At 63.2% G+C, this 14,944-nt stretch carries 16 protein-coding genes and 1 pseudogene; 7 read left to right on the plus strand and 10 right to left on the minus strand.

The features are described from left to right. Window positions 1-27: 27 nt before the first annotated feature. From V1286_RS33565 to V1286_RS33585, 5 genes are all read right to left on the minus strand, one after another. Window positions 28-762, minus strand: coding sequence for a DUF899 domain-containing protein (locus V1286_RS33565; RefSeq protein WP_334487284.1), 735 nt, complete (start codon window positions 760-762; stop codon window positions 28-30). Between the two features lie 15 nt (window positions 763-777). After that, window positions 778-1,224 (minus strand): SRPBCC family protein, encoded by a 447-nt coding sequence (locus tag V1286_RS33570; RefSeq protein WP_334490081.1) that lies wholly within the window; start codon window positions 1,222-1,224, stop codon window positions 778-780. Beyond that, window positions 1,119-1,589, minus strand: a complete 471-nt coding sequence (locus V1286_RS33575) for an ArsR/SmtB family transcription factor (protein WP_334487286.1) — start codon at window positions 1,587-1,589, stop codon at window positions 1,119-1,121. Before V1286_RS33575 ends, V1286_RS33570 begins: the two co-directional genes overlap by 106 nt. A gap of 157 nt (window positions 1,590-1,746) precedes the next feature. Then, entirely contained in the window at window positions 1,747-2,001 is a 255-nt protein-coding gene (locus V1286_RS33580) for a DUF3551 domain-containing protein (RefSeq protein WP_417021211.1), read from the minus strand. An 83-nt stretch (window positions 2,002-2,084) separates the two neighbouring features. After that, window positions 2,085-3,062, minus strand: coding sequence for a Bug family tripartite tricarboxylate transporter substrate binding protein (locus V1286_RS33585; protein WP_334487288.1), 978 nt, complete (start codon window positions 3,060-3,062; stop codon window positions 2,085-2,087). A gap of 151 nt (window positions 3,063-3,213) precedes the next feature. On the opposite strand from V1286_RS33585, the gene V1286_RS33590 reads away from it, so the two are divergent. The 4 genes and pseudogenes from V1286_RS33590 to V1286_RS33605 all read left to right on the plus strand — a co-directional run bounded on the left by V1286_RS33590 (window position 3,214) and on the right by V1286_RS33605 (window position 6,053). Next, window positions 3,214-3,633: a VOC family protein gene (locus tag V1286_RS33590; RefSeq protein ID WP_334487290.1), complete on the plus strand. Its 420-nt coding sequence runs from the start codon at window positions 3,214-3,216 to the stop codon at window positions 3,631-3,633. Window positions 3,634-3,867: 234 nt separating this feature from the next. After that, window positions 3,868-4,056: pseudogene (locus tag V1286_RS33595) on the plus strand (ATP-dependent acyl-CoA ligase); the annotation flags it as partial. Between the two features lie 40 nt (window positions 4,057-4,096). Continuing rightward, entirely contained in the window at window positions 4,097-4,222 is a 126-nt protein-coding gene (locus V1286_RS33600) for a hypothetical protein (protein ID WP_334487292.1), read from the plus strand. Between the two features lie 139 nt (window positions 4,223-4,361). Next, on the plus strand, window positions 4,362-6,053 hold the full coding sequence (locus V1286_RS33605) for an amidohydrolase (protein ID WP_334487294.1): 1,692 nt from the start codon (window positions 4,362-4,364) through the stop codon (window positions 6,051-6,053). A 257-nt stretch (window positions 6,054-6,310) separates the two neighbouring features. Here V1286_RS33605 and V1286_RS33610 read toward each other — a convergent pair whose 3' ends face one another. From V1286_RS33610 to V1286_RS33620, 3 genes are all read right to left on the minus strand, one after another. Continuing rightward, window positions 6,311-7,408 (minus strand): HD-GYP domain-containing protein, encoded by a 1,098-nt coding sequence (locus tag V1286_RS33610; protein ID WP_334487296.1) that lies wholly within the window; start codon window positions 7,406-7,408, stop codon window positions 6,311-6,313. Window positions 7,409-7,738: 330 nt separating this feature from the next. Then, the gene (locus V1286_RS33615; protein ID WP_334487298.1) at window positions 7,739-10,021 is read right to left on the minus strand and encodes a xanthine dehydrogenase family protein molybdopterin-binding subunit; all 2,283 of its coding nucleotides are present in this window, start codon (window positions 10,019-10,021) and stop codon (window positions 7,739-7,741) included. After that, on the minus strand, window positions 10,018-10,509 hold the full coding sequence (locus V1286_RS33620; protein WP_334487300.1) for a (2Fe-2S)-binding protein: 492 nt from the start codon (window positions 10,507-10,509) through the stop codon (window positions 10,018-10,020). Before V1286_RS33620 ends, V1286_RS33615 begins: the two co-directional genes overlap by 4 nt. Window positions 10,510-10,847: 338 nt before the next feature. On the opposite strand from V1286_RS33620, the gene V1286_RS33625 reads away from it, so the two are divergent. From V1286_RS33625 to V1286_RS33635, 3 genes are all read left to right on the plus strand, one after another. Next, window positions 10,848-11,651 (plus strand): alpha/beta fold hydrolase, encoded by an 804-nt coding sequence (locus V1286_RS33625; RefSeq protein WP_334487303.1) that lies wholly within the window; start codon window positions 10,848-10,850, stop codon window positions 11,649-11,651. Beyond that, window positions 11,648-11,992, plus strand: a complete 345-nt coding sequence (locus V1286_RS33630) for a hypothetical protein (protein ID WP_334487305.1) — start codon at window positions 11,648-11,650, stop codon at window positions 11,990-11,992. The genes V1286_RS33625 and V1286_RS33630 overlap by 4 nt, the downstream gene beginning before the upstream one ends. Window positions 11,993-12,055: 63 nt before the next feature. Further along, window positions 12,056-12,727: a dienelactone hydrolase family protein gene (locus V1286_RS33635; RefSeq protein WP_334487307.1), complete on the plus strand. Its 672-nt coding sequence runs from the start codon at window positions 12,056-12,058 to the stop codon at window positions 12,725-12,727. A gap of 87 nt (window positions 12,728-12,814) precedes the next feature. Here V1286_RS33635 and V1286_RS33640 read toward each other — a convergent pair whose 3' ends face one another. Together V1286_RS33640 and V1286_RS33645 are read right to left on the minus strand one after the other, a co-directional pair. Continuing rightward, entirely contained in the window at window positions 12,815-13,819 is a 1,005-nt protein-coding gene (locus tag V1286_RS33640) for a Bug family tripartite tricarboxylate transporter substrate binding protein (RefSeq protein ID WP_334487309.1), read from the minus strand. Window positions 13,820-14,155: 336 nt separating this feature from the next. Next, window positions 14,156-14,902, minus strand: a complete 747-nt coding sequence (locus V1286_RS33645; protein ID WP_334490085.1) for a polysaccharide biosynthesis/export family protein — start codon at window positions 14,900-14,902, stop codon at window positions 14,156-14,158. Between the last annotated feature and the right edge of the window lie 42 nt (window positions 14,903-14,944).

The raw sequence follows: 14,944 nt of genomic DNA on the forward strand, positions 1-14,944 counted from the left end.
ATGGCTCGCAATGACGGCCAGGCGATTTTAGCTATGACAGCAAGATGCCTGAATCGGCGCCGGCTGGTATTGGTCACGTAGCCGCACCCAGTCCATCGGATATGGCAGGCCTTCCTCATGACGCCCGAGCGGGGTCAGGTCGAGGTAGTGATAGGCGGCGTTCATCATGTCGAGGCCGCGCGAGAAACACGAATAGGTATGGAAGATGTTCCCGGCCTCATCGCGGTAGAACACGCTGATTCCGGGCGCTTCCTCGCTTCCGAACGGGGTGGTTCCGAAATTGTAGTTGCCGCCTCTCTCGATCTGCTCCGGCGTGAATGAAACGCCGTAGTCGTAGTTGAACGTATTGCCGCCGGACGACAGCCAGTCAAACGTCCACCCCATCCGCTGCTTGAAGGCGGCAAGCTTTGGCAGCGGCGCGCGCGAGATCGCGACCATCGTAGTGTCGCGGGCGGCGAGGTGCGGGATCATGCGCTCGAAGCCATCGGCCCAGAACGAGCAGCTCTTGCAGGCCTCGTTCCAATCCGGTGCAAACATCACATGCTGCACCACGAGCTGGCTGCGTCCCTTGAACAGATCACCGAGCGACACCTTGCCGTCGGGCCCATCGAACATGTAATCCTTGTCGACCTTGACCCATGGCAGCGCACGGCGCTCCTCGGCCAGGCGCTCGCGCGCCTTGGTGTATTCCTTCTCATGCGCAAGGTGGGCCTTGCGGGCGACGATCCATTCTTCGCGGGAAACGACGGGGTGAGGCTGCATGGGCTGCTCCTGCGTTCAGGCCAGATAGCTTTCGAGCTTGCCAAGGAATTCCGTCCATCCGCGCTCGTGATTGTCGCGTGCGGTCGCATCGACGAACTGCGCGTGATTGAAGATGAGCAGCGTGCCGCTGCCTTCCGGCTTGATCGAAATCGTCACCAGCGATTCCCGCTCCGGCGTCGAATGCCACGCCCAGCTAAAAACCAGCCGCTGGTTCGGAATGACCTCGCGATAGACGCCGCCGACCTCGTTGTAATTGCCGTTGGCGCTGAAGCTGATGCGGTAGCGGCCGCCGACGCGCAGATCGATATCGGCCTTGACCGAGCCCTCCTCGACCGAGGTTGGCCCGAACCATTGCATTAGCTTTTGCGGGTCGGCCCACGCGGCGTAGACTTTTTCGGGCGCCGCGTTGAACCGTCGTGTGAGCGTGAGGCTGGGCCGCGCGGCGAGTTCGGCGTCGCTGATAGCGTCGTGCTTGGCAAGGCTTGACTGGGTGGCCATGGGTCTTCCTCCACAAAAGCGGCAAGGCGATCGAGAGCGTCGGACCAGAAGCGCTGGTAGCGATTGAGCCACTCCATCGCCTGCTCCATCGGCTGGGCGGTCAACCGGCACGCGACCGTGCGACCGGTCTTTTCGCGCGCGATCAGGCCGGCGTCAGACAGCACATCGAGGTGCTTCATGATGGCGGGCAGCGACATCGAGAACGGCTGCGCCAGCTCGCTGACTGAGATGCTTTCGCGGTCGCCGAGCCGCGCCAGCAGTGCGCGCCGGGTCGGATCCGACAGTGCGGCGAAGGTGCGGTCCAGACCCTCTTCCTGATACTTAACCATAAGGTTTAGTATAGATGCAAAAGAAACGCCGTCAAGCCGGCGTTTGCATCACGAAGTTGAGAGTTGTGACAACGGAAGTGCAGATGGCCGGATCATTCCGCGCAACTAGCTTTCACGCATCAGTCCGGCCATCCCGGGAAGGATTCGCGGGCCCCGTTCAATAATCCCGATAAACCCGCATCCGCCGCTGCTGTCCGAAGGCAACGCGCGGATTGACATTGCAGTAGAGGCCGCGCCCAGACGCCGAGGCCATACATTGGGCATAGGTGCTGTAGGAGCAGTCGCCGGGAACGCCGATGCCCCGGCCCTGGACGCAATAGGGATAATCGTAAGCCGCCGCCGGCGAACTGCCCGCCACTGTGCCGACTGTCGCCGCCGACAGCGCCAATATCGCTAACATTGCATTGCGCATCTTCGATCTCCTCACATGACGGCAGAAGCCGCGTTGCCTTTTCGATAAAACACCGCGGCTGCGCCAATGTTCCGTGAGGTAGATCACTGCACCTTCTCGACCTTGGCTTCCTCGATCACCTTCTTCCACTTGTCGGTTTCGGCCACGATCATCGCACCGAACGCTTCCGGCGGGCCGATCAGCGGTTCGCCGCCCAGGTCAAGCAGGCGCGCCTTGATCGCCGGCTCGGCCAGCACAGCATTGATCTCCTTGTTCAGCTTCTCGATGACGGCCTTCGGCGTGTTCTTCGGCGCGCCCATGCCGAACAGCGCGCTCGCCTCGTAACCCGGGATGGTATCGGCAAGGACCGGCACGTCAGGCAGCAGCGGCGACCGCGCCGTACCGGTGACGGCCAGGGCCCGCACCGAACCGGCGCGGACATGCTGGAGGATGGAAGGCATGTTGTCGAATATCAACTGGACCTGACCGCCCAGCAGATCGGTGATCGCGGGCGCTGCGCCGCGATAGGGCACGTGCTGCATCTTGACGCCGGCCATCGCCATGAACATTTCGCCGGACAGATGAACGGACGTACCGTTACCCGACGACGCCAGGTTCACTTTGCCGGGGTTGGCTTTCACATAGGCAATGAACTCCGCGGCCGTCTTCGCCGGCACGTCCTTGTTGACCGTCATCACGTTCGGCACGCGGTTGAACGCTGCGACCGGCGCAATATCGCGGACCACGTTGAACTTCAGGTTGGCGTAGAGCGAGGCGTTGATGTAGTTCGCGGGATTGACGAACAGCAGGGTATAGCCGTCAGGCTCGGCGTTGATCACCGATTCGGTGGCGATATTGTTGCCGGCGCCCGGCTTGTTCTCGATCACGAACTGCTGGCCCAGCCGTTCGGAGAGCCGCTGGCCGAGCAGCCGCGCGATAATATCGGTCGCGCCGCCCGGCGGATATCCAACGACCCATTTCACCGGGCGGGTCGGGTAATCCTGCGCCAAAGCGCCGCCCATCGAAGCGGCAGTAGAAAGACCGATGACGGCAAGACAAATCGCGGAACGGCGTGAAATCATAAAACTTCTCCTTGGAGGCCGGGATTCAAAGCCCAGTCCGTTTCTATTGAGGCGCGGCTCTATTGAACCGAACGCGGCCCGCGTTGTAACAAACAAAGTCAGGTGCGGCCAGTGCGACGGGGCGCCGCCGACCGCGACGAAAGGATAAGGCATGTCCGTCAGGGTTAACGCGCTCGACCATCTCGTCATCAATGTGTCCGACGTGGCGCGTTCCACCGAGTGGTACCGGAAGATTCTCGGCATGGAGGTCAAGGTGTTCGATCCGGGTGCGGGCAAAACGCCGCGGACCTCGCTGGTTTTTGGTCACCAGAAGATCAATGTGCGGCCCCGCGATGCCGACAAGGTCGAGTGGTTCACGGCCGACCACGAGACCGCCGGCAGCGACGATCTGTGTTTCCTGACGTCAAGCACGCCGGACGAAGTGGTGGCGCACCTGAAATCCAATGGCGTGCCGATCGAGGAAGGACCCGTGGCAAAGCAGGGCGCCCGCGGCACGCTGCGATCGGTCTATTGCCGGGATCCCGATGGGAGCCTGATCGAGATTTCGTCGTATGAGGACGGCGGGGGCTAGCACCACTCCCTCCCCGTCATTGCGAGCGAAGCGAAGCAATCCATCGCGCGGCATAACGGATGGGTGGATTGCTTCGTCGCTTCGCTTCCTTGCGCAAACGCTTCGCGTTTGTCGCAGGCAATGACGTGGATAGAGCCCCGCAAACTTCCGATTTGCTTCCCACGCCGTCCAATGGCAGAACTACTCCCAAGCAAAACAAAGGCAGCCGCTCAAAGCTGCACGGGGAGGAATTCCATGCCACTTTCGCAAGCCGCGCCGGGCATTGTCGGGCCATTCGCTGATCTCGACGTGCCGTGGCTGCTGCGGATGCGCGCCGAGAGCCGCCGCAACCATCCATTCCTGATCTGGGCGCCGTTCGAGGGCCCGGTGCGGAGCTGGTCCTACGGCGAGTTTCACGAGCGCGTCGGCACGCTTTCCGCAGGCCGGCGTCAAGGGCGCTCCAGCCGATCTGCATGACACGGTCATGGCCGCCTGCAGAAACGGACTGGCGGATTTCAAGGTGCCGCGCGAGATTCACTTCGTCGACGACATGCCGCGCTCGACACTGGAAAAGGTGGCGAAGGCGGAATTAAGGAAGATGCTGGGGTGAGTCCTCTCCCCGTCATTGCGAGCGAAGCGAAGCAATCCATGGCACCGCTCGTGTGGTAGCATGGATTGCTTCGTCGCTTCGCTCCTCGCAATGACGGGGAGCCGTTCGGGAAAAGAAGACAACAACAGGGGAGCGCGTGATGCTGGGGCTAAAGTCGGGATCTACTGGACTTGTTCTTCTTGCAGCTGCTTTCATTGCGACATCACCGATCGACATCGCATCGGCCCAAACCGCCGACACGATCCTCTTCAACGGTAAAATCCTCACCGTCGACAAGGATTTCTCTACCCAGCAGGCATTGGCGATTACCGACGGCAAAATCCTCGCCACCGGCGCTTCAGCCGCGATGAAGAAGCTCGCCGGCAAAACCGCAAAACTGATCGATCTCGGTGGCCGCACCGTGATTCCCGGGCTCACCGACGGACACATCCACGGCATCCGCGCCGCGCTGACCTTCGGCACCGAGGTGAACTGGATCGGCGTGCCCACGCTGAAAGACGCGCTGGAGAAAGTCGGTCAGGCCGCAAAGGCGCAGAAGCCCGGATCATGGATCGTCGTCGCCGGCGGCTGGACCGAGGAGCAGTTTGCCGAAAAGCGCCGGCCGACACCGGCGGAGGTCGCAGCAGTGGCGCCCGACAATCCCGTCTACATCCAGCATCTCTATGACTGGCTGCTGCTGTCGCCGAAAGCGATGGAGGCGCTGAACATCCGCGACGACAGCGATGTGCCGCCCGGCGGCAAGCTCGCGCGCGATAGCGACAACAAGCCGACCGGCATCATCGACGCCGGCGGCGCTGCGCTCGGCAAGATTTTCGACAAGCTGCCCAAGCCGACCATGGAGCAGCAAGTCGACGGCTCCAAAAAATTCTTCCGCGAGATGAACAGCCTCGGCATCACCGGCATTGTCGATGGCGGCGGCGTCAGCATGTATCCGGCGAACTATCAGGCGGTGTTCCGGCTGTGGCAGGACAGGCAGCTGACCGTGCGTGTCGCGTATCATCTCTGCGCGCCAAAGCCCGGCAGCGAGCTCGCCGACCTGCAAAACCTGACGCAACTCTCGCCGCCCGGATTTGGCGACGCGATGCTGCACTTCAACGGCCCCGGCGAAATCCTGATCTGGGCCGACTGGACCGACGGCGACATCACGCCCGACGGCAAGGCGAAGCTTGCCGAACTGCTGCGCTGGGCGGCGTCAAAGCGCTACACCATCCAGCTGCACTGGAACCCGGACCGCACCGTCCACGACCTGCTCGACGTGGTCGAGGACATCAACAAGGATTTTCCGGTGCGCGACCTGCGCTGGACTGTACTGCATCTCTACACGGCCTCCGAAGCCAGCTTGAAGCGGATGAAGGCGCTCGGTCTGGTCTGGGGCGTGCAGGATGGACTCTATTTCGGCGGCGAGCGGCTGCAGAAGGAGGTCGGCGTCGAACAGGCCAAGGCGATGCCGCGGATCGCCACTGCGATGAAGCTCGGGCTCGTGGTCGGCGCCGGCACCGACGCGCATCGCGTGTCGTCGCACAATCCCTTCGTGGCGCTGCAATGGTATCTCGACGGCACCACGATCGGTGGCGCCAAAACCCGCGGCGACGAGGAAGCGCCCAGCCGCCGCCAGGCACTGGAGATGTACACCCGCAACACCGCCTTCATGGCAAATGACGACGACAAGCGCGGCACCCTGGAGGCCGGCAAGCTCGCCGACCTCGCGGTGCTGTCGGCGGACTACATGACGGCGCCCGTGAAGGAGATCGGCAAGATCAAATCGGTGCTGACGATGCTCGGCGGCAAGGTCGTGTATGCGGCACCGCCGTTTGCCGAGGAGCGCCGCTAGTGCGTGGTGCGTAGGTGCGTAGGGTGGGCAAAGCGCAGCGTGCCCACCATCAAGAGCAGCGCTGGAAGTGGTGGGCACGCTTCGCTTTACCCACCCTACGGGGCCCGGTTGAGCGGCTACTCTCTCCACGTCATTGCGAGCGAAGCGAAGCAATCCATTTCTCTGCTTGCCGCGAAGATGGATTGCTTCGTCGCTAATGCTCCCTTGCGCAAACGCTTCGCGTTTGTCGCAGGTAATGACGGCGGAGATTCCGGCGCTCAGTAATATCCGAACGCCACCGGGCGGAAGGCGTGCAGCAGATGCTGGTCGATCTTGTCGCCCATTTCTTCCATCATGCCGAACGCCTTGGCGTGGGTGAACTGCAGCCGGTAGGCGCGCTTCTCGACCAGGGCGGCATAGATATCCACGATCGTGGTCAGCCGCACGATGTCGCTGATCTGATTGCCGCTCAGGCCGTTGGGATAGCCGGTGCCGTCGAGGAACTCGTGGTGATGCAGCACCACGTCGAGCATTTCGGGTGGGAAACCGCCTTGGGCCGTCAGCGCTTCGTAGCCGCGACGCGGATGCTGGCGCATCTCTTCCATCTCTTCCAGCGTCAGCGGGCCGGGCTTGTCCAGGATCGCCACCGGAATGTACGCCTTGCCGACGTCGTGCAGCAGGGCTGCACGGGCGAGACGGCGCTGGTCGTCGTCGCGCATGCCGAGATGCTGTGCATACGCAACCGCAAAACCGGTGACGAAGAGACAATGGCGATAGCTGCCGGCGTGATGGCAGCCGACCGTCGTCAGCCATTCCCGCAGGGACGAGTGCTTGATCGCCTTGAGAATCTTGTTCTCGGCCTCGACGATGTCGCTGAATTTCAGGGGAACGCCGGCCGGAAGCTTTTCGAAGATCTTGACCATCACGGCATGCGCCGCTTCGACGCCCCTGTTCAGGACCTTGCCGCGATCGGTCGCGTCGAATCCGTCGCTGTCCGGAAATGCGGCGCGAATCCGCTGCAGGATTCCTTGCGCATCGAACGGCCGCGCGATCGTGTCGGTGGCGCCGAGCGCCCAGGCCTGCATCGATCCGTGGTGCAGCGCATCCGCCAGCACGAACAGCCGCGGCATTTCGCGATAGGCCTCGGCGCGCAGCTTGTTGCGCACCAGCTGCACGCTCTCGGCGGAACGCAGGTTGATGTCGACGACGATGCCCGCCAGGTCGCGTTCCGGCGCATCGGGAATATCTGACGTCGCGATGGTATCGACCTGACCAACCGATCGCAGAATGCTGGCGAGTTCGCTGCTTTGATCGCTCCGATCCGAAGCCAGCAACAGCCGGCGCTTGGTCGAAGTCTTGTTGGCTACCGATGTCATGAAACCCCAGACCCCTAGCGATGACGACGTGCAACCGAGGCTAGCGTATAAGGAGTTCCTCGAGGCTTAAGAGGCATCGTGAATCTAGGCTACCGGGAACGCTAAAATTTTAGCGATCTTGTTCGTGATGCGCTGCACTCACGACTGTCATCATCCGCCTTGTGCGCGCAATTGCGCACTGGGGCGGATGATCCAGTACGCCGTGACGTCTGTGAAGATGGCACGGCCGCGACGTACTGGATGCCCGCCTTCGCGGGCATGACGCATGGGACAAAAAGTCCGCCGGAGGTTTTCCCCGGCGGACTATTCTTCCCGATAGTTTGGCGGCCCTTACGCCTTCATATTCGCCTTCACCGCTTCTGCCGTGATCGGCAACGAGCGGATGCGCGCGCCGCAGGCGTTGAAGATGGCGTTGCCGAGCGCGGGCGCGATCACCGTCACCGCCGGCTCGCCGACGCCGGTCGGCTTGTCGCCGTTGGCAATGACGTTGACGGCCACTTCCGGCGTCTGGCTCATCCGCAGAGGCGTGTAGGTATCGAAGTTGGTCTGCTCGATACCGCCATCCTTCAGCGTCGCCTTCTCGTACATGGCGAGCGAAAGGCCCCACAATGCCGCGCCCTCGACCTGCGCGCGGATGTTGTCGGGATGCACCTGCATGCCGACGTCGGTAGCCACGGTCAATTTCTTGACCTTGACCTCGCCGGACGGCGACACGGCGACATGGGCCACGCACGCGGTCCAGCTTGCGGTTGCCCGCTCCTGCGACGAGACGCAGGCGACACCCATGCCCTCGCCTTTCGGCAATTTGGTGGCGCCGTAGCCGGCCATGCCCATCGCGGCCAGCAACGTGTTGCGCAGCCGCTGCGCGCCGCCGTCGTTCTTGCCTTTGCCGTCCAGCAGCGCGATGCGGTACTGCGCGGGATCCTGGCCGGCCGCATGGGCGAGTTCGTCGATCATGCTTTCGACCGCCCAGAAGGTCCAGCCCGGCGCCACCGAGCGCAACTGGCCCGACGGGGTGGCGTTGTGCGCCATCTCGTTCTTGATCGCGCGGACATTGTGATTGGGCACGGAATAGAAGAAGTCCGCCCCGTTCACGGTGAAGGAGTCCAGCGGTCCCTTCTTGTCGACCGAAGGCGTCAGGAAATCGGGGATTCCCCAGCGCGCGGTCGGCCAGGCCGAGACCACGTCGTGGTTGAGCGCGATCAGCTTGCCGTCACCATCCACGCCCGCCTTCACCTTCTGGAAGGTCAGCGGACGCGAATAGTCCATGGTCATGTCGTTTTCGCGGCTGTAGATGACCTTGACCGGCTTGCCGACGGCCTTCGCCGCCTGCACCGCAGGCACCATCATGTCGGCGTCGAGACGCCGGCCGAAGCCGCCGCCCAGCCACATCTGGTGCATCACGACGAACTTGGGATCGATCCCGGCCGCACCGGCCGCGATCCCGCCGGAGCGCGTCGCGAACTGGTTGCCGGAATAGATGTGCAGGATGTCGCCCTTGAACTCGGCCGTGGCGTTCATCGGCTCCAGCGGCGCATGGATGTTGATGCTGGTGGTGTACTCCGCCTCCATCACCTTCGCCGCCGTCCCGAAGGCCGCCGCCGTGTCGCCGTCCTTGACGAAGAACTGACCGGAATCGTCGAGCGCCTGCAGCCGCTTCGCCTCGTCGATCAACGACTGGCTCGACAGCTTGGCGTTCGGGCCGTTGTCATAGGTGATCTTCAGCGCGTCCGCGGCCTTCCTCGCATTGGCATAGGTATTGGCTACCGCCACCACCCAGCCGGAAGTGCTGCCGGTCTTGTCGTCGAGCGTGATCGCCTTGATGAAGCCCGGCACCTTTTTGGCGGCGGCGTCATCGACCGATTTCACCGTGGCGCCGAAGCGCACCGGCGGCGTGACCACCTTGCCGTAGACCATGCCCGGCAGCATCACGTCGATGCCGTACTTCGCCGCGCCGTTGACTTTCGGGGGGATATCGAGCTGCGGAACCGAGACGCCAACCATCGTGTACTGGTCGGGCGTCTTGAGCTTGATCGCCTTGAGCTCATCCGGCGTGAAGGTCTTGGTGATCTTGCCGCTCTTGACGATCTCCGCAAACGTCATCGACTTCTTCGACTTCGGATGCGAGACGGTGGAATTACGCACCACCAGCTCGCCGGCCGGCACGCCCATCGAGGCGGCGGCGGCTTCCGTCAATGCGATACGTCCCGCGGCGCCCGCGCGGCTCATCGCATCGAAATTCATCATCGTGCTCCAGCTGCCGCCGGTAATCTGCGCGCCGAGCACGGGGTCGTTGAACTTCGGATCGTTGGAGGCGAGTTGAACCCGCATGTCCTTCCAGGACGCGCCGAGTTCCTCGGCCACGATCTGCGCCATCGTCGAGGCGATGTGCTGGCCCATGTCGGCCTTGCCGCAGGTAACCGTCACGAGGCCGTCGGGCGCGATCGAGTACCACACGCTGGGCTCGAAAGCGGAGGGCGCGGCCAGCGCCTGATCGATGCCGGGAACGCCGGCATAGCCGAGCACGAGGCCGGTGGCCGCGGAGCCGACCAGGAACGAGCGGCGGCTGAGATCGGTGGGCGCGCTGTCGGTGATTTTCACGTGCGTATTCATGTTGCCCTCCGCTCGGTGCCGGCATTGGAGGCGGTACGCATTTCGGATGCGGCGCGCATGATCGCCTTCTGAATGCGCGAATAGGTCATGCAACGGCACAGATTGCCGTCCATATGCGCGACCACTTCATCCTTGGTCGGATTGGGATTCCTGGAGAGAAGCGATGCCGCCTGCATGATCTGGCCGGACTGGCAGTAGCCGCATTGCGGGACCTGCTCGAGGATCCAGGCCTTCTGCAGGGGATGATCGCCCTTGGCGGACAGACCTTCGATGGTGGTGATCTTCTTGCCGAGCGCATCGCTGACCGACGTCTGGCAGGAGCGAACGGCCTCGCCGTTGACGTGAACCGTGCAGGCACCGCAGAGACCCGCGCCGCAGCCGAATTTCGTACCGGTCATCTGCAATTGCTCGCGGATGACCCAGAGCAGCGGCGTATCATTGGACGCCTCGACGGACATATTCCGTCCGTTGATGTTCAGATTTGGCATCGTGTTTCCCCTTCCGGTGTTGGAAGCCGCTTACGGCGGCATTCTCACTTTTGGGTATTGGCCGGCACCCACCGGGTCGATGCCAGTTGGCGCGCAGAATGATACCGAATTTTCCCGGAGGCAATCCAATTTGGAATCGTTCGAAAGGATTAAAGATTTGAAGATGCTGCTTGTGCGCTGCGGCAAGGCGTTGTGATGGGCCTGTCGATCACGCGTGCGAGCAGCAGACGCATCTTCCGTTTCTGCATTTCCTATTCCCGAATGGATCGCGCTAGAATACGGGGCAAGCGATGACGGCCCGGCCGGAATTTCGCATCAAATGCTTTGGGAAATCGAGAATGCCGACAATCGATCGCGACGGGGTCCGTATCCACTACGAGGTGCACGGCTCCGGCCCACCGCTGTTGCTGACCCACGGCTATTCGTCGACCTGTGGGATGTGGCAGGGCCAGATCGCGGCCCTGTCGAAACATCACAAGCTCGTGTTGTGGGACATGCGGGGTCATGGCCAGTCCGGTTACCCCGAGGATACCGCTGCCTACAGCGAAGCGCTGACAGTCGCCGACATGGCCGCGCTGCTCGACGCCGTCGGCGCCGAGCAGGCGATCGTCGGCGGGCTCTCGCTTGGCGGCTACATGTCGCTGGCGTTCTACCGCGCCCACCCAAACCGCGTCCGTGCGCTGCTGATCATCGACACCGGCCCCGGCTTCAAGAAGGACGAGGCCCGCGAGGTCTGGAACAAGCGCGCGCATGACACCGGCGACCGCTTCGAGCGCGAGGGTCTGGAGGTTCTGAAATCGGCCAGCCGGGAGCGCTCCAGCGTCACCCACAGGGACGCATCGGGACTGGCGCGCGCCGCGCGCGGCATGCTGACCCAGCGCGATGCGCGCGTGATCGATTCCCTGCCCGACATCAAGGTGCCGTCGCTGATCGTGGTCGGCGCCGACGACACGCCGTTCCTCGCCGCCTCCGACTATATGGCGGCCAAGATTCCCGGCGCGCAGAAAGTGGTGATCCCGGCCGCCGGCCACGCCGTCAACATCGACCAGCCGCAGGCCTTCATCGACGCCGTGCTGCCGTTTCTCGACGGCCTCGATGCCAAGACAACGGAAGAAACGGCAACTACAAAGGCCGCGTCATGAAGACGGCCGCTGTGGCCCTCGCTTTGATCGCAGGCAGCTTCACGCAGGCTGCCGCGCAAAAACTGCCGCCGATCGGCGGCCCCTACCCGCCGCCATTCACCGAAACGCTGTCGAACAACACGCCCCTGGCGTTCGGCATGGACGCCGTCGAAGCCGCGCGCGCGCTCGGCACCCCGCTCAATTACGTCCGTGGCCGGCCGGGCGAAGAAATCTTCCTCGCGTTTCGCAACGTCGGCGGCAGCGGATTGTTCTACAAGAAGGACCGGCTCTTTCTGCAATTCCGCAAAGGCAGGCTGGCCGGCTGGAAGGGCGATTGGGGTCACAACTGGATGTGGCAATAGCCGCGCGGTGCCGCACATTCACGCAACCGACTTCGTGCAACCCAAAACAAGAAGGGATGACCCGTGGGACAGGATATCAAACTGACGGCTTCGGACGGCTTCAAACTCGGAGGCTATCGCGCCGATCCCACAGGCAAGCCGAAGGCGGCCATCGTGGTGATCCAGGAAATCTTTGGCGTCAATCACCACATCCGCTCGGTGTGCGACCGGCTGGCGGCCGAAGGCTATGTCGCGATCGCGCCGTCGATCTTCGATCGCACCCAGCCGGACTTCCAGTGCGGCTATTCGCCCGACGAGATCGCGACCGCGCGAAAGTTCATCGCCAATCCCGATTGGGTCGCGATGCTGCGCGATACAGAGGCCGCGATCGATGCCGTGAAGGATGTCGGCCCGATCGGCATCATCGGCTTCTGCCTTGGCGGCAGCATCGCCTATGCGGCGGCGACCAAGCTGTCGGGCCTGTCGGCCGCCGTCGGCTATTACGGCGGCGCCGTCGTTCGTTTCGCCGACGACAAGCCGCAAGTGCCGACGCAACTGCATTTCGGCGAAAAGGATGCGGGCATTCCGCTGACCGATGTCGAAACCATCAAGGCCAAGCGGCCCGATGTCGAAGTCCACGTCTATCCCGGCGCCCAGCACGGCTTTCACTGCGATGAACGCGCAAGCTACGACAAGGCCAGCGCCGACATCGCCTGGCCGCGCAGCCTGGCGTTTTTCGCGAAGAATTTGAAGTGACGCCCGGAGGGCGTCATTCCGGGGCGATGCGCAGCATCGAACCCGGAATGACGGAAGTGGCTAAAGCCAACGCTTGCTGCTCTTACTTCACTCGCCCTTGACGCCGGTTGCCTTCACGACATCGCCCCACCGCTCGTAATCGCGGCGCAGGACTTTCTCGAACGTTTCCGCCGATCCGCCCACCGGCACGAGGCTGAGCGTCTCGATCCCGGCGACGCCCTCGGGCGAGGCGATGATGCGGGCGAGTTCCGTCGAAAGCTTGGCCACGATCTCCTTGGGTGTCCCGGCGGGCACGAACACGCCGAGCCAGCCTTCGATTTCAAAGCCGGGGTAACCGAGTTCGGCCATCGTCGGCACGTCGGGCAACGCCTTCCTGCGCTTCTCGCCGCCAACCGCCAACGGCCTGAGCTTGCCGGCCTGGATTTGCGCGCTGGCCGTGGTCAGGTCCTGGAACGCCGAGGTAATCGTGTTAGCGAGCAAGTCATTCGTGAGAGGCGCCGAGCCGCGATAGGGGACATGGGTCATGTCGATATTGGCGGTCTTCTTGAGCAATTCGCCGTAGAGGTGGGACGTCGTGGCGTTGCCGAAGGTGCCGTAAGGCTTGCCGGGGTTCGCCTTGGCATAATCGATCAACTCCTTGACGGACTTGATCGGCTGCTGCTCGGGGACCACCAGAACGATCGTCGACAGCGAGATCTGGGTGACCGGCGCAAGATCCTTGAAGACGTCGTAGGGCAGTTTCGCAACAAGGCTCGGCGCCTGAATGATCTGCGTGATGGCGATCAGCACGGTATGGCCATCAGGCTGCGCCTTCGCCACATAGTCGTTGCCGACCACACCGCCGCCGCCCGACTTGTTCTCCACGACGACGGTCGCCTTCCACGACTCCGATAGTTTGTTGGCAAGCAACCGGGCCAACACGTCGGTGGCGCCGCCCGCGGGATAGGGTACGACGAAGGTGATCCGTCGGCTCGGATAGGTATCCGCCGAGGCCGGATACGAAGAGGCGCACAAGGCCGTCACAGCGATGGAAGCGAGCAACGCTGCCGCGGTCGCCGCGCGCACCAAGCGGACCGGCAAATGATAGGTCATGGTCATACTCCGGATTGCAGGCACTCAACCGACAAACCGGCGCGCCTAGATCTGACGACGTTCTTCTACATCGCTGCAGTGCAACTTGGAACATGGTTTCGAATGCGATCCGCGCATAGCGCTAATTTATCGCAACCAAAGCGGTCGACGCCAATGCCCGGGGCGTTAACGAGACTTCCAGACGCGTGCGAGGCGGCATGTCCGCCACTGCAGGTTAGATGCAGAACGCGGACTCCGCCGGCGAAAAAACGGATGATGGATTTTCTTGGTCAAATGCGAGGCATTTGCCTGACACGAATGCTCAGGAAAAGAGCCGGCTCAATCAGAACCGAAGCTCTAGAACCAGCGCTCGCTGACGAGCACGGTGTCGCCGGGACCGATCGGACTGCCGGGCGGAACGACGAAGCGCGCCGTTCCCGACGCATCGGTATGAGTGACGGTGACGCTATCGCGGCGGGCGCGCGGCGAAAAGCCGCCGGCGATCGCCACCGCGCTCTCGACCGTCATGTTCGGTACGTACGGATATTGCCCAGGTGCTGCGACCTCGCCGAGAATGAAGAACGGCCGGTACGCTTCGATCTCCACCGCGACCGATGGGTCCCTGATGAAGCCGGCGCGCAGCTTCGCCGATATCTGCGCCGCCAGTCCGGCCGTGGTGCGGCCGCGCGCCGGCACCGAACCGATCAGCGGCATCGTGATCGAGCCGCCGGCGTCGATCGCGTAGGTGTTGGTCAGGCCTTCCTGGCCATAGACAACGACGCGCAGCCTGTCGCCGGCATCGAGATGATAGGCCGCGTCGTATCGCACCGGCACCGGTTCGACATAGGCGACGGGCGCGGCAACGATAACGGGCGGTGGTGCTGCGCGTGGCGCCGCGGCGAAGGCCGCGCGAAGCGCGCCGACGGCGCCGCCGCCGCCGGAATCGGCCACGACCGCCTGCGGCGGTGGGCTGTTAGGCTGGCCATAGGCCATTGAATCGAGATCGCCTTGCGGCGCGACCGCGACCGGCCCGGTCGTACGCATGCAGCCCGACAGAGCGAGCGCCGTGATGATCGCAGTGATCGATAGTCGAAACGCGCGCACAAGCCGCACCGGAGCCCATCCCTCTAAGCGAGACAGCTTTAG

This window comes from Bradyrhizobium algeriense (assembly GCF_036924595.1).
Lineage (GTDB): Bacteria > Pseudomonadota > Alphaproteobacteria > Rhizobiales > Xanthobacteraceae > Bradyrhizobium > Bradyrhizobium algeriense.

Excerpts from the sequence above, each read along its gene's own strand:
- V1286_RS33565 (WP_334487284.1), bottom strand. The coding sequence starts at position 762 with ATGCAGCCTCACCCCGTCGTTTCCCGCGAAGAATGGATCGTCGCCCGC.
- V1286_RS33575 (WP_334487286.1), bottom strand. The coding sequence starts at position 1,589 with ATGGTTAAGTATCAGGAAGAGGGTCTGGACCGCACCTTCGCCGCACTG.
- V1286_RS33580 (WP_417021211.1), bottom strand. The coding sequence starts at position 2,001 with ATGCGCAATGCAATGTTAGCGATATTGGCGCTGTCGGCGGCGACAGTC.
- V1286_RS33585 (WP_334487288.1), bottom strand. The coding sequence starts at position 3,062 with ATGATTTCACGCCGTTCCGCGATTTGTCTTGCCGTCATCGGTCTTTCT.
- V1286_RS33590 (WP_334487290.1), top strand. The coding sequence starts at position 3,214 with ATGTCCGTCAGGGTTAACGCGCTCGACCATCTCGTCATCAATGTGTCC.
- V1286_RS33600 (WP_334487292.1), top strand. The coding sequence starts at position 4,097 with ATGGCCGCCTGCAGAAACGGACTGGCGGATTTCAAGGTGCCGCGCGAG.
- V1286_RS33605 (WP_334487294.1), top strand. The coding sequence starts at position 4,362 with ATGCTGGGGCTAAAGTCGGGATCTACTGGACTTGTTCTTCTTGCAGCT.
- V1286_RS33610 (WP_334487296.1), bottom strand. The coding sequence starts at position 7,408 with ATGACATCGGTAGCCAACAAGACTTCGACCAAGCGCCGGCTGTTGCTG.
- V1286_RS33615 (WP_334487298.1), bottom strand. The coding sequence starts at position 10,021 with ATGAATACGCACGTGAAAATCACCGACAGCGCGCCCACCGATCTCAGC.
- V1286_RS33620 (WP_334487300.1), bottom strand. The coding sequence starts at position 10,509 with ATGCCAAATCTGAACATCAACGGACGGAATATGTCCGTCGAGGCGTCC.
- V1286_RS33625 (WP_334487303.1), top strand. The coding sequence starts at position 10,848 with ATGCCGACAATCGATCGCGACGGGGTCCGTATCCACTACGAGGTGCAC.
- V1286_RS33630 (WP_334487305.1), top strand. The coding sequence starts at position 11,648 with ATGAAGACGGCCGCTGTGGCCCTCGCTTTGATCGCAGGCAGCTTCACG.
- V1286_RS33640 (WP_334487309.1), bottom strand. The coding sequence starts at position 13,819 with ATGACCTATCATTTGCCGGTCCGCTTGGTGCGCGCGGCGACCGCGGCA.